The organism is Microbacterium sp. AC035, from assembly GCF_979258485.1.
The window spans coordinates 1,439,186-1,457,642 of the sequence record NZ_OZ409858.1 but is presented as its reverse complement, the minus strand read 5'-3'; the positions used below and the strand labels follow the sequence as shown (position 1 = coordinate 1,457,642).

At 67.5% G+C, this 18,457-nt stretch carries 17 protein-coding genes and 1 tRNA gene; 10 read left to right on the top strand and 8 right to left on the bottom strand.

The window, feature by feature from the left end:
- The first annotated feature begins 239 nt into the window (after positions 1–239).
- Positions 240–1,439, top strand: a complete 1,200-nt coding sequence (locus ACZ0AA_RS07080; RefSeq protein ID WP_463512516.1) for an ROK family transcriptional regulator — start codon at positions 240–242, stop codon at positions 1,437–1,439.
- 194 nt (positions 1,440–1,633) lie between these two features.
- Here the strand turns inward: ACZ0AA_RS07080 and ACZ0AA_RS07075 are convergent, their stop codons facing one another.
- The 4 genes from ACZ0AA_RS07075 to ACZ0AA_RS07060 form a co-directional block, all read right to left on the bottom strand.
- Positions 1,634–1,879, bottom strand: coding sequence for an acyl-CoA carboxylase subunit epsilon (locus ACZ0AA_RS07075; RefSeq protein WP_463512515.1), 246 nt, complete (start codon positions 1,877–1,879; stop codon positions 1,634–1,636).
- Positions 1,876–3,465, bottom strand: coding sequence for an acyl-CoA carboxylase subunit beta (locus tag ACZ0AA_RS07070; RefSeq protein WP_400864994.1), 1,590 nt, complete (start codon positions 3,463–3,465; stop codon positions 1,876–1,878). Before ACZ0AA_RS07070 ends, ACZ0AA_RS07075 begins: the two co-directional genes overlap by 4 nt.
- Positions 3,466–3,582: 117 nt before the next feature.
- A complete protein-coding gene (locus tag ACZ0AA_RS07065; RefSeq protein WP_463512514.1) occupies positions 3,583–4,569 on the bottom strand; it encodes a hypothetical protein in 987 nt (328 codons plus the stop codon).
- 80 nt (positions 4,570–4,649) lie between these two features.
- Entirely contained in the window at positions 4,650–5,342 is a 693-nt protein-coding gene (locus ACZ0AA_RS07060) for a phosphocholine cytidylyltransferase family protein (protein WP_400864988.1), read from the bottom strand.
- Positions 5,343–5,594: 252 nt separating this feature from the next.
- Here ACZ0AA_RS07060 and ACZ0AA_RS07055 point away from each other — a divergent pair, with 252 nt between their 5' ends.
- The 3 genes from ACZ0AA_RS07055 to ACZ0AA_RS07045 are packed head-to-tail and all read left to right on the top strand — an operon-like array spanning position 5,595 to position 9,266.
- The gene (locus ACZ0AA_RS07055; protein ID WP_463512513.1) at positions 5,595–7,418 is read left to right on the top strand and encodes an ABC transporter ATP-binding protein; all 1,824 of its coding nucleotides are present in this window, start codon (positions 5,595–5,597) and stop codon (positions 7,416–7,418) included.
- Positions 7,394–8,959 (top strand): hypothetical protein, encoded by a 1,566-nt coding sequence (locus tag ACZ0AA_RS07050; protein WP_463512512.1) that lies wholly within the window; start codon positions 7,394–7,396, stop codon positions 8,957–8,959. Before ACZ0AA_RS07055 ends, ACZ0AA_RS07050 begins: the two co-directional genes overlap by 25 nt.
- Before the next feature lie 40 nt (positions 8,960–8,999).
- On the top strand, positions 9,000–9,266 hold the full coding sequence (locus ACZ0AA_RS07045; protein WP_042536500.1) for a DUF3039 domain-containing protein: 267 nt from the start codon (positions 9,000–9,002) through the stop codon (positions 9,264–9,266).
- 22 nt (positions 9,267–9,288) lie between these two features.
- On the opposite strand, the gene ACZ0AA_RS07040 is transcribed toward ACZ0AA_RS07045, so the two are convergent.
- The gene (locus tag ACZ0AA_RS07040; RefSeq protein WP_463512511.1) at positions 9,289–10,614 is read right to left on the bottom strand and encodes a nicotinate phosphoribosyltransferase; all 1,326 of its coding nucleotides are present in this window, start codon (positions 10,612–10,614) and stop codon (positions 9,289–9,291) included.
- 74 nt (positions 10,615–10,688) lie between these two features.
- On the opposite strand from ACZ0AA_RS07040, the gene murI reads away from it, so the two are divergent.
- The 5 genes from murI to ACZ0AA_RS07015 all read left to right on the top strand — a co-directional run bounded on the left by murI (position 10,689) and on the right by ACZ0AA_RS07015 (position 14,535).
- On the top strand, positions 10,689–11,522 hold the full coding sequence (gene murI / locus ACZ0AA_RS07035) for a glutamate racemase (protein WP_400864975.1): 834 nt from the start codon (positions 10,689–10,691) through the stop codon (positions 11,520–11,522).
- A gap of 45 nt (positions 11,523–11,567) precedes the next feature.
- Entirely contained in the window at positions 11,568–12,302 is a 735-nt protein-coding gene (rph, locus tag ACZ0AA_RS07030) for a ribonuclease PH (RefSeq protein ID WP_400864972.1), read from the top strand.
- A complete protein-coding gene (gene rdgB, locus ACZ0AA_RS07025) occupies positions 12,302–12,895 on the top strand; it encodes an RdgB/HAM1 family non-canonical purine NTP pyrophosphatase (protein WP_463512510.1) in 594 nt (197 codons plus the stop codon). Before rph ends, rdgB begins: the two co-directional genes overlap by 1 nt.
- A 58-nt stretch (positions 12,896–12,953) precedes the next feature.
- Positions 12,954–13,529: a dihydrofolate reductase family protein gene (locus ACZ0AA_RS07020; RefSeq protein ID WP_463512509.1), complete on the top strand. Its 576-nt coding sequence runs from the start codon at positions 12,954–12,956 to the stop codon at positions 13,527–13,529.
- Positions 13,530–13,614: 85 nt separating this feature from the next.
- A complete protein-coding gene (locus ACZ0AA_RS07015) occupies positions 13,615–14,535 on the top strand; it encodes a cation diffusion facilitator family transporter (protein WP_463512508.1) in 921 nt (306 codons plus the stop codon).
- Positions 14,536–14,539: 4 nt separating this feature from the next.
- Here the strand turns inward: ACZ0AA_RS07015 and ligD are convergent, their stop codons facing one another.
- On the bottom strand, positions 14,540–16,525 hold the full coding sequence (ligD, locus tag ACZ0AA_RS07010; RefSeq protein ID WP_463512507.1) for a non-homologous end-joining DNA ligase: 1,986 nt from the start codon (positions 16,523–16,525) through the stop codon (positions 14,540–14,542).
- A gap of 58 nt (positions 16,526–16,583) precedes the next feature.
- Here ligD and ku point away from each other — a divergent pair, with 58 nt between their 5' ends.
- Positions 16,584–17,444 (top strand): non-homologous end joining protein Ku, encoded by an 861-nt coding sequence (gene ku / locus ACZ0AA_RS07005; protein WP_463512506.1) that lies wholly within the window; start codon positions 16,584–16,586, stop codon positions 17,442–17,444.
- A gap of 32 nt (positions 17,445–17,476) precedes the next feature.
- Here ku and ACZ0AA_RS07000 read toward each other — a convergent pair whose 3' ends face one another.
- The gene (locus ACZ0AA_RS07000; RefSeq protein ID WP_400864954.1) at positions 17,477–18,247 is read right to left on the bottom strand and encodes a DedA family protein; all 771 of its coding nucleotides are present in this window, start codon (positions 18,245–18,247) and stop codon (positions 17,477–17,479) included.
- 67 nt (positions 18,248–18,314) lie between these two features.
- Positions 18,315–18,396: transfer RNA gene (locus tag ACZ0AA_RS06995), tRNA-Leu, on the bottom strand.
- Between the last annotated feature and the right edge of the window lie 61 nt (positions 18,397–18,457).

Genomic DNA, 18,457 nt, shown 5'->3' with positions numbered 1-18,457 from the left:
GCGAGGGGCGGCGATACCGCCAGCCCCCCGCCAAGCGGACCAGTTACCCGAAAACCGTCCGCTGGTGGCCGGTCTGCGTCTATCTACCCTGGGACAGAGAGACCAGCCGAACGCTGAGCGTCTTACTTAGTTTCTCGGTTATTCAAGTCGTTGTCTGTAGGTACTTTGGGGGACACGGATTCGACCCCGGTGCGAGATGATGGGGCATGGGATCGCGCCGAGGAACAAATCTCCCCCGTATGGGTGACTTCAATCAGTCGGTGATCCTCGAGGCCATCCGTCGATCCGGCGAAGGGCTCAGTCGGATCGAACTCGTCGAAGCGACGGGTCTCTCGGCGCAGACGATCACGAACATCACCCGGCGTCTTCTCGACGAGGGGCTCATCGCCGAAGCCGGGCGCACCATCAACGGACCGGGTAAGCCGCGGGTCACACTGCGGCTGGTGGCGGAGAGCCGTTTCTCGGTCGGCGTGCATCTCGACCCGGCTGTGATCACGTTCGTGCTGCTGAACATGACCGGTGCGGTGGTCGGTCGCCGGGTGGTGCGCACGCAGCACAGCGATCCGAGTCGCATCGTCGAGACGATGGCTCAGACGATCGATGTCCTGATCGATGAAGCGGGTATCGATCGCGCCCTGGTCGCGGGGGTCGGCGTCGCTGCTCCTGGTCCGCTCGACGCCGCGCGGGGCACCGTGATCGACCCTCCGAAGCTCGACGGGTGGCATCGTGTTCCGCTGCGCTCGGTGCTCGCGGCGGCGACGGGTTTCGAGGTCACGCTGGAGAAGGACACCACCGCCGCCGCGGTGGGGGAGCTGTGGACCGGCGATGCGTCGGCTGAGGCGTCGTTCCTGTTCGTCTACCTCGGTACGGGGCTGGGAGCGGCCGCCGCGCGAGAGGGGAGCGTGGTCGCGGGCAGCACTCACAACTTCGGAGAGATCGGCCACATCATGGTCGACCCCGACGGGCCGCCCTGCGACTGCGGCTCGCGAGGATGCGTCGAGGTGGTGTGCACGCCGCAGGCGATCGTCGAGCAGGCCGAGGCGTCCGGGGTGTTCGGGGACGACCCGGAGAGCGTCGGCGCGACCGGGGTCGACGAAAGGTTCAGGCGTCTGTGTGAGCGGGCCTCAGCAGGCGAGAAGCCTGCGCTCGAGGTGCTGCGTCGTTCTGCAGGCCACCTCGCGGTGCTGATCTCGGTGCTCACGAATGTGCTCGACGTCGATCGGGTCGTCCTCGGGGGCCCGTTCTGGGGACCGCTCTCGGACATCTATCTGCGCGAGATCCCCGAGCCGTTGCATCGGCGGAGTGCGACGCACGCCGTTCGCACGCTGAGCGTCGACGGCGCCCTCATCGGCGACGACGTCGGAGCGGTGGGCGCAGCCTGCGTCGTGCTCGACGCGGTTCTCACACCCCGGGCCTCGGACCTGTACCTCGAGGATTGAGCGTTCGTAATTCACATACCGGTATATCGGTTAGGCCCCGGAGTGATATCTCCAATCGATGTACTATCGAAGAGATGCGCCATCTGGGGTTACAAGGTGCCAGGGGCGACGGCCCCGCATCAATCGGAGGGTCGTCTGCGTGGCCCGGTAGCTGGGGGGCTCCGGGTCTCGCAGGCACTCCGTGCCCTCCGCATTCAGCGTGAGAAGCGGCCCCACGGGATGTCGCGTTGCAGCGGACGTCGCAGCGGTCGCTGAGTGCGAGCCCAGGCGGAGACGCGGGGCTCGTCGGCCACGGCCTCGGAGGCCTCCTGCGAGTAGGCGTCGCTGACCACCGCGATCAGCGCGGCGAGCTCCTCTTCGGTCGCCGCGCCCCGAGTGATCTCCATCGTCGGCAGCTGGTGCTCCTCCGACGTCGCGTCCTGCGTCGCGCGCACGGTCACAGCGGGATGTTCCCGTGCTTCTTGGGCGGCAGCTCAGCGCGCTTCCCGCGGAGCGCACGGAGAGCCTTGGCGATCGATACGCGGGTGTTCGCCGGTTCGATGATCCCGTCGATCTCGCCGCGCTCGGCGGCGAGGAAGGGCGAGGTCACACTGTAGGTGTATTCGTTGGCGAGGCGAGTGCGGACTGCGGCCACGTCTTCGCCGGCCTCTTCGGCGCGCTTGATCTCACCACGGTAGAGGATGTTGACCGCGCCCTGACCGCCCATCACAGCGATCTCCGCCGTCGGCCAGGCGAGGTTGACATCCGCGCCGAGCTGCTTCGAGCCCATCACGATGTAGGCACCGCCATAGGCCTTGCGGAGGATGACCGTGACCAGCGGAACCGTCGCCTCGGCGTACGCGTAGATGAGCTTGGCGCCACGACGGATCACGCCCGTCCACTCCTGGTCGGTGCCCGGCAGGTATCCGGGCACGTCGACGAGCGTGACGATCGGGATCGAGAAGGCGTCGCAGAAGCGCACGAACCGACTGGCCTTCTCGCCCGCCTCGATGTTCAGGGTTCCCGCCATCTGAGACGGCTGGTTGGCGATGATGCCCACGGAGCGTCCCTCGACGCGGCCGAAGCCGATCACGATGTTCGGCGCGAAGAGCGGCTGGACCTCGATGAAGTCTCCTGCGTCGACGACGTGCTCGATGACCGTGTGGATGTCGTACGGCTGGTTGGCGGAGTCGGGGATGATCGTGTTCAGAGCGCGGTCGGCATCTGTGGTCTCCCACTCGAAGCCGCTCTCGTAGGCCGGAATCTCCGCCATGTTGTTGTCGGGGAGGAACCCGAGCAGCGTGCGGGCGTAGTCGATCGCGTCGTCCTCGTCTTCGGCGAGGTAATGGGCGACGCCAGAGCGGGTGTTGTGCGTGAGGGCTCCTCCGAGCTCCTCCATGCCGACATCCTCGCCGGTGACCGTCTTGATCACGTCGGGGCCGGTGACGAACATCTGGCTGGTCTTGTCGACCATGATCACGAAGTCCGTCAGCGCCGGGCCGTAGACGGCGCCACCGGCGGCCGGACCCATGATCAGCGAGATCTGCGGGATGACGCCGGATGAACGGGTGTTCAGACGGAAGATCTCGCCGTACTTGCTGAGCGCGAGCACGCCTTCCTGGATGCGGGCTCCGCCCGAATCGAGAATGCCGATGATCGGCATCCCGCCGGAGAGTGCGAACTCCATGATCTTGATGATCTTGTCGCCCGACACCTCTCCCAGAGAGCCGCCGAACGTGGTGAAGTCCTGCGAGTAGACCGCGACCGTGCGGCCGTGGATCGTGCCGACTCCCGTGACGACCGAGTCGCCGTAGGGGCGGTTCCGATCCATCCCGAATGCTGTGGTGCGGTGGCGCACGTACTCGTCGAACTCGACGAAACTCCCCGGATCGACGAGCAGTTCGATGCGCTCGCGGGCGGTCATCTTGCCCTTGGCGTGCTGCTTCTCCTGCGCGACCTTCTCAGCGTCGACAACGGCTTCGTTGTAGCGAGCGCGGAGGTCTGCGATCCTGCCGGCGGTGGTCGAGAGTTCGGGCTTGTCCGTCACGGATTCCACCCTATCGTCGGGTCGGGCCCGTCCGTTGGATGCTCGCCACAACGGGTCGGCGGATCCTTTGGCGGCTGTCGTGCAGTCGACGGTGCCGGTCGCGGGTGACGAGCGGAGTCAGTCCTGGGCGACGTCAGACGCGACGGACCCGAGCTCGCCCGGTAGGTCGTGAGTTCCCGTCGTGCTTATCTCGCCGTCACCGGACTTGCGGTGTCGTCCCACGGATGCGATCCGCCGCCCCGCCCAGCCGACTCCGCGCACTGCCGACCCGGCGGCGCCCGCCACGGCACCTCCGACGAACTGCGCGCCGTGCAGCATCCTCAGTTCGAGCTTCTCCGCGCCGTCGACCGGTTCGAGCTCGAGGGGGAAGTCCATCGGGGCTGCGCCGAAGGCGTGATGCGACGTCGTGAGAACCCGGCGTCCGAGGATGTGGTTGCCGGCGCCGCCCACTGCGGCACCCACTCCGAACGGGAGGGCCTTGCCGATGAAGGATGCCCCGCCCTTCGCCGCGAACTGCTTCACGAAGCGGGTCTTGAGCTGATCGACCAGAGGTCCGACGGCGGCCCGCGGGAGCGACTTGGTCACCGTCTCGCCCCAGTACGACGATCGCGTGCCTCCGCGGCCCGACGCCTGTCCTGCCAGCTGTCCGACGAGCGCCACGCCCTCTTTGCCGAGCATCAGGGTCATGACGAGCGCCCGGGCCCTGTCGGGGTTGGACACGGCGATCCCGTGGACCTCGGCGACCGATTGCGCGAACAGTGCTGTCGATTCGACGAACCCCACGGTCTCCACCCCCGAGAGGGCCAGGGTGATGCCTGTGCCGATGCCGGGAACCACGGCGGTCGCGCCGACTGCTGCGCCGCCGGTCGTGACAGCGGCGAGGTAGCGCCGTTCGAGGATGCGCACGATCTGCTCTGGAGACGCCTGAGGGTTCCTCAGGCGGATGCTGCGGATGTGCGCCAGCACGAGAGGGCGCTGGATGGCGAGGACACGGTCGAGCCCTCGGACCATGAGCGGGTGCTCCGCCGAGCCCACCGGTGGCACCCCCTTGTCCCACGCGGCGTCGTCGGGGAGGGAGTGGATCTTGTGCACCTTGGGGGCCATGACTCGATCCTAGGAAACCAGGCCGCGAAAACGCCGAAAGCCCGGCACCCTTGACGGGGCCGGGCTTTCGTGAAACGAGATCAGACGAACAGGTTCGCCCGCTCGAGGTCTTCGGCGAAGTCGACCTCGACCGCGTAGAGGTCGGAGACGTCCATCGGCTCGAGCAGCAGGCCGTCTTCGGCGATCGCGAGTTCGAGGCCGCGCTCGAAGTAGTCCTGGTCCTCGACGCGCTGCAGCTGGCGCATGAACGCCTTCTTGTTCGCGGACGAGATGTAGTTGATGCCCACGGCCTCGCCGAGTCCGCCCTTGACGGTCTTCGAGAGCTCGTTGATGAAGCCCTCGGCCGTGACCGTGTACTTCACCTCTTCGTCGCTCACCTTCGAGGTGTTCACCGTGACGAACGACTGGTCGCGCTCGATGTACGCGGCCGCACGGCCGAGGATCATCGGGTCGAAGACGACGTCGCCGTTCATCCAGAGCACGCCGGACTTGCCCGTGGCGCCGAGGGCGCGCAGCAGGCTCTTCGAGGTGTTGGTCTCGTCGTAGCGCTCGTTGTGCACGTAGTTGACGTTCGGGAACGCCTCGATGATGGTCTCGGCGCGGTATCCGACGACGGACGTGATGCGGGCGTCCGAGCCGAAGGCGGCGCGGATGTTGTCGTGCTGCTGGCGCATGATCGTGCGGCCGTCGCTCAGCTCCGTGAGCGGCTTCGGCAGCGCGCGGCCCAGGCGAGAGCCCATGCCTGCTGCGAGGATGACGGTCTGAAGAGTCACGAGTGCTCCTAAATGAAGTATGTGTTCACGGTCGGTTCACCGACCAGACACTTCGTCGTGCCGAGAGTCATGCTAGCGATCAAGCCTGGGAAGCCACGGGGGTTGACGTCGCTGTTGCCAATTCGTGATCCAGTACACACCCAACACTCAGATTCGTCCAGATCCGGGCGAGAAGAGGTGAGTAAGGCGATCCTATGGGCGATTTGTTGCGGCGACCCGAAGAAAGTCGGCACCCGTTGATACCGTAGGACGGTGACTCCTTCTTCCCCCGACGACCGCACCGATCAGGTGGCTGACGCCGCGCCCGCCGCCCCGAAGAAGACCCCCGCTCGCAAGACGCCCGCTCCTCGCGAGACGCCCGTCAAGAAGCCGGGCGGCAGACGAGCTCCGTCGAAGGCTGCGGCCGACAAAGCGGCTGCGACCGTCGAAGTGGTGGCTGAGCCCGCACTGAAGATCGACCGGAGCGCCGAGAGCGCCGGCCCGCGATCCGCAGCACCGAAGAAGACGACCGCGGCCGCGGCGCGCGCAGCCGCCGCCAAGAACTCGACACGCGACACGACGGGTCGTGCAGCCGCAGCGAAGTCCGCTGCGGCGCGATCCGCTGCGACCAAGACGACGGCCGCGAAGACTGCGGCTGCCAAGACCGCGGCTGCAGCCGCATCGAGCGCGTCGGCATCGAAGACCGCTGCTGCAAAGGCCGCGGCGGCCAAGGCCACGGCGGAGAAGAGCGCCGCGACGAAGTCCGCTGCGCGCACGTCGGCTGCGAGAGCCGCGGCCGCGAAGGCGGCTGCGACGAAGGCAGCTGCGGCGAAGGCGGCGGCGGCGAAGGCGGCGGCAACCGACGCAGAGGAAGACGCACAGGAGACTGCCTCGGTCGAGGCCGTCGTCGCGGATGCCGAAGCGCGCGAGTTCGACGCCGACGCGTCGGGCGCGACGGACGAGGCTGCCGAAGAGAGTCCGCAGGTCGCGATCGGGACACCGATCGAGCAGCAGCCGCCGACGACCGAGTCGGACGTATCCTCAGACGCACCCGCCGTCGGGAGCGACGCCGCGGAGCCGGTGGCACCCGTCGAGTCGTCGTCGGAGACGCGCGCCGCGGACGAAGCGCCCAGCGATCCCGCCCTTGACACCGCGCCGGTGGAAGACACCACCCCGCTCGAAGACACCACGGCAGATGTCGCGGCGGATGAGGCGCAGGTCGCCGAACCCACCGAGGAGGCGTCCGTCGACGGGATCGCCACCTCCGAATCGGTCGACGCGGTGTCCGATTCGGACGAGACGGATGAGGCCGTCGGCGGTGTCGAGGCGGCATCCGGCTCGGAGGCCATCCGCATCCGCGGCCTCGTGAAGAGCTTCGGCGACCACACTGCTGTCAACGGCATCGATCTCACGGTGCCCGCGGGGTCGTTCTACGGCATCGTCGGCCCCAACGGGGCGGGCAAGACGACGACGCTCTCGATCGTCGCGGGCCTGCTGCGCGCCGACGCGGGCGACATCTCGATCTGCGGCATCGACCAATCGGCGAAGCCGCTCGCCGCGAAGCGCATGATGGGTGTGCTGCCCGACCGTCTTCGCACGTTCGACCGGCTCACCGGGCGGCAGCTCCTCTATTACTACGGGCTCCTGAGGGGGCTCGCCTCGGCGGTCATCGAGAAGCGCGTCGCCGACCTCGCACGAGCCTTCGACCTCGGAGAAGCGCTGAACCGCGTCGTCTCGGACTACTCGGCCGGAATGACGAAGAAGATCATGCTGGCGGGTGCGATGATCCACTCGCCGAGGGTCCTGGTGCTCGATGAGCCGTTCGAGGCCGTCGACCCGGTGTCCTCCGCCGTGATCCTCGACATCCTGCGTGCCTACGTCTCGCACGGCGGAACGGTGGTCCTCTCGAGCCACGGCATGGATCTCGTCGAGCGCGTCTGCTCTCGCGTCGCGATCATCGTCGGGGGAGAGGTGCTCGCCGAAGGCACGATCGATGAGGTGCGCGCCGGACAGACGCTGGAAGCGCGCTTCGTCGAACTCTCCGGCGGCATCGGCGAGGTGGAGGGGCTCGAGTGGCTGCACACGTTCTCCGACTGAGGGCGGCGCTCCTGATCGGTTCGCTTCGCGGCGAACGTCGGGTGCGCACTCTGGTCATGCTCGCTGTCGTGGTCATCCTGACCGCTGTGGTCTGCGCTGCGGTCCTCAGCCTCGACGACGCGCCCGTAGCCGTCGCGCGCACGGTCATCGTGCTGGGCAGCGCCGCTCTGCTTCTGGGGTTCCTGGTCGGGCCGATCCTCGTGGGTGCCGCAGACCAGCTCGATCCCCGGCGCTTCGCGGTGTTCGGAGTCGACGAACGGCAGATGCCCTGGATCCTCGCGCTCGCCTCATTCGTCAGCGTTCCGAGCCTTGCTCTGGTCGCGGTGAACATCAGCGTGTGCATCGTCGCGATCAGGCTCGGTGCGCCCTGGTTCACCGCGGTGCTGATGAGCTTCGTCAGCCTGCTGTCGACGATCCTCTCGGCACGCATCGGGATGGCGGTGAACGCGCTGCTGCTGCCGGAGCGCCGGTCGCGAGAGCTCACCGCCCTCTTCGCGCTGGCCGTGATCGTGATCGCATTCCCCGTCGCCGTGTTCCTCGCCTCGCTCAAGTGGGACGGGCAGGTTCCTGCGGCCGTCGCGGCGCTCACTGCGACGATCGGGTTCACCCCCTTCGCCGCGTCGTCGCGGTTCCTCTTCTCGTTCTCGAGTGACGACGTCGCCGGAAACTGGATCAGCGGCATCGTGACGCTCGTCACCGCCGTGGCGCTCTGGGCAGCGTGGACATGGCTCGTGCGCAGGCTGCTCACCACGACCGAGCGGCCCGTGACCTCTCGAGAGCGCTCAGGGCTCGGATGGTTCGGCCTGCTCCCGTCGAATGCGTTCGGGGCGATCGCGTCTCGGAGTCTCGTGTACTGGCTGCGCGATCGCCGCTACATCATGAACCTCATCGTCGTCCCGGTCGCCGGGGTCCTCACCGTGCTGCCACTCCTCGTGGCCGGGGTGCCGCTCGAGATCGCTGCGCTCGTCCCGGTCCCAGTGATGGCACTGTTCTTCGGGTGGCTCCCGCACAACGATGTCGCCTACGATTCCACGGCTTTGTGGACGCACGTGGCGAGCGGTGTCCGCGGCATCCCCGATCGTCTGGGGCGACTGGTCCCGGTCATGCTCGTGGCTGTTCCCGTGCTGGCCATCGCCGTTCCCCTCACCCTGCTGTGGATCGACGACTGGCGTCTGCTTCTTCCCCTCACGGGTCTCGGGGCCAGCCTGCTGCTGTCGGCGCTCGGACTCTCGAGCATCGTCTCGGTGATCGCTCCCTACGCCGTGTCCCGCCCCGGCGACAGCCCGTTCCAGCAGCCGCAGCGTCCCACGTCACGGGGTGCATACGGCCCGGCGGCGGCGTTCCTGGGCGCGATCGTCGTGAGCGTCCCGACCGTCTGGCTGCTCGTGCTCACGATGCTCGAGGGATCGCAGTTCGCGCCCGCGACATTCTGGGCTGGACTCGCGACGGGCATCGCCGTCTTCGCGATCGGCGTCGGTGTGGGCGGGCGGATCTTCGAGCACGAGGGCGAGCGCCTCATGGAGTTCGTCGAGACGGCATGACAGCCGCCCAACCCGGCGCTACCGCGGCTAGACTCTCGGCATGAGTACTCCGCTGGACAGCCCCGATCAGGGCGGCGTGGCAACGCTTGATCGCGAACTGGAAGAACTTCTCCGCGAGGAGAACCTCGAGCCGGGCGACCACGAGCGCTTCTCCCATTACGTCAAGAAGGACAAGATCCTCGAATCGGCGATCACCGGAAAGCCGGTGCGTGCGCTGTGCGGCAAGAAGTGGACTCCGGGGCGCGACCCCGAGAAGTTCCCGATCTGCCCCACGTGCAAGGAGATCTACGAGACGATGGTCGGCTGAGCCTGCACCGCCTCAGCGGCATTCAGCTCGCGTCGACGAAGACGGTGGGGATCGCCGGGTCCGACTTGCTGAGCGCGAGCGCCCGCACGGGAAGCTCCTCACGCACCCGAAGGTGATGTGCTCGCGCAGAGGCGGTGCCCTCGGGACCTTCGAACGCGGTATCGATCTCGCCGCGCTCGACGAATGTGGTCTGCAGTGCGCGCCCGTCCGCATGCTCCGCCGGGGTGTCGAGCTCTTCGAAGCCGTCCGAGACCACGACGGTCTCCGTCTCGGCCACGCCATCGACGAGAGTGCGGAACGCGGCCTTGCGCCCGCCGTGCGACGCCTTGTCGGTCGAGGCCTTCGCGACTCCGATCCATGCTCCGCTCGGATCCTGGCGGGCCACCAGCTTGTAGACCATGCTCGCCGTCGGGTAGCCGGAGCCGGTGACCACCGAGGTGCCGACACCGTACGCGTCCACGGGTGATGCCGCCAGAGCGGCGATCGCGTATTCGTCGAGATCGCTCGTCACCGTGATGCGAGTGCCCGTCGCTCCGAGCTCGTCGAGCTGCGCCCGGACCTCTGCGGCGACGATCGGGAGATCGCCCGAGTCGATCCGCACACCGCCGAGGCCGGTGCCGGCCACGCGGATGGCCGTCTCGACGCCGGTGCGGATGTCGTAGGTGTCGACGAGCAGGGTCGTGTCGGTCCCGAGGCTGTCGATCTGCGAACGGAAGGCGTCTTCCTCGGTCTCGTGCAGAAGGGTCCAGGAGTGCGCGGCGGTGCCCATCGTCGGGATGCCCCACCGGCGCCCGGCCTCGAGGTTGCTCGTCGCGCGGAAGCCGGCGATGTAGGCGGCGCGCGCGGCGGCGACGGCGGACTGCTCGGCTGCTCGGCGGGAGCCCATCTCAGCCAGCGGGCGCTCACCTGCAGCGATGCTCATGCGGGATGCGGCGGTTGCGACGGCCGAATCATGGTTGAGCACGCTGAGAGCGAGCGTCTCGAGCACGACGGCGTCGGCGAAGCTGCCCTGGACCGTCAGGATCGGAGACCCGGGGAAATACAGCTCGCCCTCGCGGTAGCCCCGGATCGAGCCGGTGAAGCGGTAGTTCTCGAGATAGGTGAGCGAATCGGCATCGACGACGTCGTTGTCGCGGAGGAAGCGGAGCTCGTCCTCTCCGAAGCGGAAGTCGCGCAGCAGAGTGAGCAGGCGGCCGGTGCCTGCCACGACGCCGAAGCGGCGGCCTCCGGACAATCGCCGCGAGAACAGTTCGAACACACTCGGCCGTGATGCCGTGCCATCGCGAAGCGCGGCCGCGAGCATGGTGAGTTCGTAACGATCGGTCAGAAGCGCCGTGGACGTCGTCATCCGCTCAGCTTAGTGACGACACCCGCACGCGTTGCTGAGCGTGACGCGGTCGCACGCGGGTAGGCTGGGTAGTCATGAACGACGCCCCGATCGGAATCTTCGACTCCGGTGTCGGCGGACTCACGGTGGCACGTGCCATCCGAGCCCAGCTGCCCCGGGAATCGTTCGTCTACATCGGCGACACGGCCCATTCCCCGTACGGCCCGAAGCCGATCGCCGAGGTTCGTCGTTACAGCCTCGAGGTCCTCGACACGCTGGTCGACCAGGGTGTCAAGATGCTCGTGATCGCCTGCAACACCGCGTCCGCCGCCATGCTCCGCGATGCCAGGGAGCGGTATGACATCCCTGTCGTCGAAGTGATCGGTCCGGCAGTGCGCCGAGCCGTCTCGACCACGCGAAACGGCCGAGTCGGTGTCATCGGAACAGTCGGGACGATCGGCTCGCGTGCGTATCAGGACATGCTCGAGGTGAACGAGCGTCTCGAGGTGTTCACCGCGGCATGCCCCCGCTTCGTCGAGTTCGTCGAAGGGGGCATCACCGGCACCCCAGAGGTCCTCGCCACAGCCGAGGAGTACCTGGCCCCGTTGCGCGATGCCGGCGTGGACACCCTGGTGCTCGGGTGCACGCACTACCCGTTCCTCCGCGGCGCGATCAGCTATGTGATGGGGGAGGGCGTCACGCTGGTCTCGAGCGACGACGAGACCGCGGGCGACGTCTACCGTCAGCTGGTCCGTGGAGACCTTCTTGCGTCCCCTGATGCCGCTGCGTCGTACGTCTACGAGGCGACGGGGGACTCGACGACCGAGTTCACCGCCCTCGCCAACCGTCTGATGGGCCGGGAGGTGCGCGACGTGCAGCTCGTGCAGACCGGTGTCATCACCCTCCCAGCGACGGCCTCAGGCTCGTAGCTCTCCTGCAGCACCCGCTTCATCCACCTCACCCGAAGGAATCCCATGACCAGCATCGTCCGCGCCGACGGCCGCTCCACCGACCAGCTCCGCGAGATCACGATCGAACGCGGATGGAGCAGCCACGCCGAGGGATCCGCGCTGATCAGCTTCGGTGGCACCAAGGTGCTGTGCACGGCCTCGTTCACGAACGGCGTGCCTCGCTGGCTCACGGGCAAGGGCAAGGGGTGGGTCACCGCCGAGTACTCGATGCTGCCTCGCGCGACCAACAGCCGCAACGACCGTGAGAGCGTCAAGGGCCGCATCGGCGGACGCACCCATGAGATCTCCCGCCTGATCGGGCGCGCGCTCCGCGCCGTGGTCGACACCAAGGCTCTCGGCGAGAACACGATCGTCATCGACTGCGACGTGCTGCAGGCCGACGGAGGGACGCGCACCGCTGCGATCACCGGAGCATACGTCGCGCTCGCGGATGCGATCGAGTGGGGCCGGGAGAAGAAGTTCATCGGCAAGAACGCCACGCCGCTGCTCGATTCGGTGGCCGCGATCTCGGTGGGCATCATCGACGGCGAGCCCATGCTCGATCTCGCATACGTCGAGGACGTCCGCGCCGAGACCGACATGAACATCGTCGTGACCGGCCGCGGGCTCTTCGTCGAGGTGCAGGGCACCGCAGAGGGGGCGCCCTTCGACAAGCGCGAGCTCGATGCTCTGCTCGAGCTGGGTGTCGCGGGATGCGCCGACCTGAAGGACCACCAGCTGAAGGCGCTCGCGGGCTGATGAAGGTCGTTCTGGCCACCCACAATCCCCACAAGGTCGCGGAGTTCCAGCAGATCGTCGCGTCGACGCGCCCCGATCTCGAGATCATCGCCTACGACGGCCCGGAGCCGGTCGAAGACGGCGTCACCTTCGCGGAGAACGCTTTGATCAAGGCGCGCGCCGCGGCGCGGCACACGGGTCTCGCTGCCCTCGCTGACGACTCGGGCATCTGCGTCGACGTTCTGGGCGGGTCGCCCGGGGTGTTCTCGGCGTACTGGGCGGGACAGAAGAAGGATGCTGAGGCGAACCTCGAGCTGCTGCTCGACCAGCTGCACGACGTCGCGGATCCCCACCGTACCGCCCACTTCACCTCGACCATCGCGCTGGTGACCCCCGAGGGTGCGGAGCGCGTGGTCGTGGGGAACTGGCCGGGACGACTTGCCACCGCGGCATCCGGCGGGGGTGGGTTCGGCTACGACCCCATCTTCATCCCGGACGACCAGCCGGAGGGTGCCGAACGCACCGTGGGAGACTTCACGGCGGACGAGAAGCAGGCGCAGTCGCACCGCGCGCGTGCGTTCGTGGAACTGATGCCGTTGCTCGCCGATCTCTGACACGGGGATTAACCACTACGCTTGACGTACTTCATGCGTAGTGGTTAACCTGATCGACATGCGAGAACTCACCTACTACATCGGCGTGACCCTCGACGGGTTCATCGCGGGACCCGCCGACGAGGTCGACTTCTATCCGATGACCCCGGCCTTCGCCGAGACGCTCGGCACGGAACTCTCCGACATCCAGCCCGCATTCGTCCGCGCCGGTCGGGGAGGCGCCGACGAGCCGCTCATCCGGTTCGACACCGTAGTGATGGGGCGTCGAACATACGAGCCCGCTCTGCAGGCGGGCATCACCGACCCGTACTCGCAGTTGCGCACAGTCGTCTTCAGCGGCTCGCTCGACGACCCTGGTGAGGCGAACGTCGAAATCGTGCGCCGGGATCCTGTCGCGCGGGTGCGTGAGCTCAAGGCTGAGCCCGGTCTGGGCATCTACCTGGCGGGAGGGGCGGTGCTCGCGGGGGTGCTGCTCGACGAGATCGATCGCCTGATCGTCAAGAAGTACCCGGTGATCGCCGGCTCCGGCATCCCGATGACGAGCCACCCCTTCGCGCCGACGCACTTCGGCCTCGATCAGGTGCGCGCCTTCGACAACGGCTGTGTCGTGCTGGAGTACACCCGCCTGCGCTGAGAACGCGCGGCTACTGAGAATCATCACCATTCCCGACTGCGCCCAGACCCGCCGAACCGCCCGATCCCCGGTCTAGCCTGGAGGCATGCACGATCACGCGCCCGCCGCCGGCGGCATCCGCTCTGCGAGTCATCGCCGTCTTCTGGCGATCTCCCTGAGTCTGACCGCGACCATCATGGTCGTGCAGGTCGTGGGTGCGATCTTCACCGGCTCGCTCGCGCTGCTGGCGGATGCTGCTCACATGTTCACCGATGCGTCGGCGCTCGTGATCGCGCTCATCGCCGCGGCGGTCGCCGCGCGCCCTGCGGATGACCGACGCACCTTCGGATATCAGCGAGCCGAGGTGTTCGGAGCGCTGATCAACGCGATCATCCTGATCCTGCTTGCAGGCTGGGTCGCATTCGAAGCGGTGGGACGGCTGGTGAATCCGGGTGAGACCGAGGTCGTGGGTGGGCTGATGCTCATCGTCGCGATCGTGGGCCTCGTCGCCAATGCGATATCGATGTGGCTGCTGAGCCGTGCCCAGCGCACCAGCATCAACGTCCGCGGCGCCTACCTCGAGGTGATGGGCGACCTGATCGGCTCGGCGATGGTGATCATCGCGGCGATCGTGATCGTGATGACCGGATGGATGCCGGCTGATGCGATCGCGTCGTTGATGATCGCGGTGCTGATCATTCCTCGCGCGATCTCGCTTCTTCGTGAGGTGTTCTCGGTGCTCTCCGAATCGGCGCCGGAGGGCACCGCGGTCAGCGACATCCGCCAGCACCTCCTCGACTACGACGGGGTCGTCGGAGTGCACGATGTGCACGTGTGGCAGCTGACCCGCGGTGCTCCGGTGTTCAGCGCGCACGTCAGCGTCGATCCGGCGCTCCTCGCCGACGGGCGATCCGCGAAGCTGCTGAACGACCTGCAGTCCTGCCTGTCGCACCATTTCGACGTCGCGCACTCGACGTTCCAGATCGAACCGGCCGAGCAGTCGGACTGCGAACCGCACCACGCGTGAGGTGTCAGGCTTCGACGACGACCTCTGCGGGTGTCTTGTCGGGGCGCAGCCCTCGCCAACGCGAATGGCGGAGCACTCCGTCGGGAGTCCAGTTCGCGAACTCGACTTCGCCCACGAGCTCCGGCTCGACCCACAGAGCATCCGAGGCATCGAGGGCCGGGACCCCGTCGAGCGGCGCAGACTCGACGCGCAGGGTCGCGAGGCGGGCCAGCAGGTCGCGCAGCATACGATCGGTGAATCCGGTGCCCACGCGGCCGACGTACCTCAGTCGGCCGTCGTCGGGAACAGCGAGCAGCAGTGAGCCGAACGTCCCCTCCCGGTCGCCCTTGCCGGGGCGGATGCCGACGATGACGACCTCCTGCATCCGCGTGTGCTTGAGCTTGAGCCACGACGGCGAGCGCTGACCCGGGCGATAGCGCGACGCCGGATCCTTCACGACGACACCTTCGAGGCCGAACTCGTCGCTCGCAGCGAGGGCCGCGTCGAGGTCGTCGAACACGGGCGGCACCTGCACCGGCGCATCGAGGTCGGAGATCACGTCTTCGAGCAGGGTGCGTCGCTGCGAGAGCGGCATCGAGCTGAGGTCATGGCCGTCGAGGCGCAGCAGATCGAAGGCCATGTAGACGATCGGGGTGCGCACGACCTCGCGCTCGATCTCGCGGGGCCGAGTCAGGTGCATGCGGTTCTGCAGCATCGAGAAGCTCGGCCGGCCGTGCGGGTCGAACGCCACGATCTCGCCGTCGATGATCGCGTCGGCCACCGGCAGGAAGGGTGCTCCGTCAGCCGTGAGCTCGGGATAGCGGGCGGTGATGTCCGTGCCGCTGCGGGCATGCAGCAGCATCCGTCCATCGGCCCAGGTACCGATCGCGCGGATGCCGTCCCACTTCACCTCGACCCACGAGGGGGAGCTGAGGCTGCGGGCGATGGCCGGGGTGCCGTTCTCGGCGAGCATGGGGGAGACGGATGCGGGGGAGCCTGGTGTGGAGGCGCTCGGTGCCCCGGAGATGCGCTGTCGGTGACGCGCGGTGGCTGGTCGCGCGGCTCTCGCGGTGGGGTCCTGCTCCGACTTCGCCTCGACTCGGCGCGGGCCCTCGGGGGGGTGTCCGGTGCGCAGCGGCGCGATCGGATCGATCCCGGATCCCGCGCGCTCCAGCACGGTCGCGAAGTCGAGCTGCGCCAGGTCGGGGTCGTCGAGCTCGTCCCAGGTGCGGGGAGCGGCCACCCACGGCTGCGCGCGGCCGCGCATCGAATACGGGGAGATGGTCGTCTTCTTGCCGTTGTTCTGACTCCAATCGAGGAAGACCTTGCCTCCGCGGGCAGCCTTCGCCATGGTGCTGGTGGCGAGGTCGGGATGCTCGGTCTCGATGAGTCGGGCGATCTCCTTCACGACGGCGGAGATCTCGTCGCTGGTCTGCTGACCGGGAAGAGCGGCGTACAGGTGGATGCCCTTACTGCCACTGGTGACGGGCACCGGGTCGAGGCCGATGTCGGTCAGCAGGGCGCGGGCGATGCGGGCGACCTCGGCGCACTGCGCGAGTCCGACGCCGGGGCCAGGGTCGAGGTCCAGCACGAGGCGGTCGGGCATGCCGGGCAGTCCATTCGGAGCGAAGCGCCACTGGGGCACATGAAGCTCGATCGCTGCGACCTGCGCAAGCCAGACCAGAGTCGGCACGTCGTCGACGAGCGGATACTCTTTCGGGCCGTCGGAATGCTGGATCTCGTGCCGCGGGATCCAACTCGGCGCGCCGGGCTCCAGCTGCTTGGTGAAGAAGGAATCGGCGGGGGCGCCGGCAGTTCCCACCCCCTCGACCCAGCGCTTGCGGGTGACCGGGCGACCCTCGAGGAGGGGGAGGATATGGGGCGCGATCGCCGTGTAATAGGCGATGATCTCGCCCTTGGTGGTGCCGGTCTCGGGGTAGACGACCTTGTCGAGGTTGGTGATGCGCAGCCGACGGCCGTCGATCTGCACGTTCTGCGCCTCCGGAGCCATAGCGCCAGCGTAGTCAAGGTACTGGCCCCCACCCGGGCGGCTGGTGTTCACTGGGGTCATGAGAACGATCTGGAAGGGCGCGCTCACCTTCGGCCTCGTGAACGTGCCGGTCAAGGTGTACTCCGCCACCGAGGACCACGATGTGCCGCTGCATCAGGTGCATGAGAAGGACGGCGGGCGCATCCGGTATCAGCGCACCTGCGAGGTGTGCGGCGAGACCGTGGCCTACGCCGACATCGACCGCGCCTACGTCGACGAGGGGCAGACGGTCGTTCTCACCAAGGACGACCTGGCGGCACTCCCCGCGGAGAAGAGCCGCGAGATCGACGTCGTCGAGTTCGTGCCCTCCGACCAGGTCGATCTGCTGACCCTCGACAAGCCGTATTACCTCGAGCCCGACTCGAAGTCGCCCAAGGCGTACGTGCTGTTGCGCAGGACCCTCGAGCAGACCGACCGCACGGCGATCGTGCGGTTCACGCTCCGTCAGAAGACCCGCCTCGCTGCGCTGCGTGTGCGTGGCAAGGTGCTCGTGCTGCAGACGCTGCTGTGGGCCGATGAGGTGCGCGAGGCGGCGTTCCCGGCGCTGGACGAGGACGTGCGGATCTCGAAGAAGGAGCTCGAGCTCTCGGCATCCCTCGTCGACAGCTACTCGGCGGACTTCGACCCCGAGTCGTTCGTCGACGAGTATCAGAAGGAGCTGCGCACGCTGATCGACGCGAAGATCGAGGCGGGCGACACATTCGACGTCTCGGAGACGTTCGGTGAGGCCGACGGCGAAGGCGATGCCAAGAGTGGCGAGGTCATCGACCTGATGGAGGCGCTGCGTGCCAGCGTCGCTCGCACGAAGGCCGCGCGATCGGAGTCGTCAGACGAGAAGGCGAGCTCCAAGAAGAACCCGAGCAAGAAGAAGGCGGGCTGAGTCCTCAGCCCGCCTTTCTCAGTCGTTCGAGATCAGTGCTTGCCGTCGCCGTCGAAGTCGGGAGCGCGGTCGAAGACCTCACGGTCGAGGGCGAGCTCTTCGGCCTCGGCGGCGTCGGTCTCTCCCTCGCCGGCCGCCGCCTCCTTCTTGGCCTTGTGACGCTCTGAGAAGTAGTGCCAGACGGTGATCAGCGCCGTGCCGCCGACTGCGGCGAGCAGGATCAGGTCGATGTAGCTCTCGACGAAGTGCGCGACCGGCGGAATGAACCCGATGGCGTAGCCGAACATGGTCAGACCGAAGCCCCAGAGGATCGCGCCGATCAGGTTGTACAGCGTGTAGCGGCGCCACGGCATGTGGCCCACACCGGCCGCGACCGGCGCGAAGGTGCGCACGATCGGCACGAATCGGGCGAGGATGACGGTGATGCCCCCGAAGCGCTCGAAGAAGGCGTTCGTCCGCTCGACGTTCTTCTTGCTGAAGAGCCCCGATTCCTTGCGCTCGAAGACAGCTGGTCCGCCCTTGTGACCGATGAGATAACCGACTTCACCGCCGACGAATGCCGAGAGGCCGATGAGCAGGGCCACGATCCACACGTTGATGCCGAAGACCCCGTGCTCCGAACCCGCGAGCGGGTGCGACAGCAGCCCCGAGATCACGAGCAGCGTGTCGCCGGGGAGCAGGAACCCCACCAGCAGACCCGTCTCGGCGAAGACGATGAAGCACACCACGAGAAGCGCCCACGGCCCGGCCGATCCGATGATGGTGGCGGGGTCGAGCCAGGGGATGAGAGCGGCGTGATGCATGGAATTCCCGTCGTCGTGCGCTGTGCGGCGGTCAGGTCGTCGGTCGCGTGGGGATGCGACAGATCGGTGCGGAAGGTGGGACTTGAACCCACACGCCCTAGGGCACAGGAACCTAAATCCTGCGTGTCTGCCAATTCCACCACTCCCGCGCGGTGAGATAAGTCTACTGATCGGGGGATCGTGCGTTGCTGGGGATCCGCCCGCAGACCG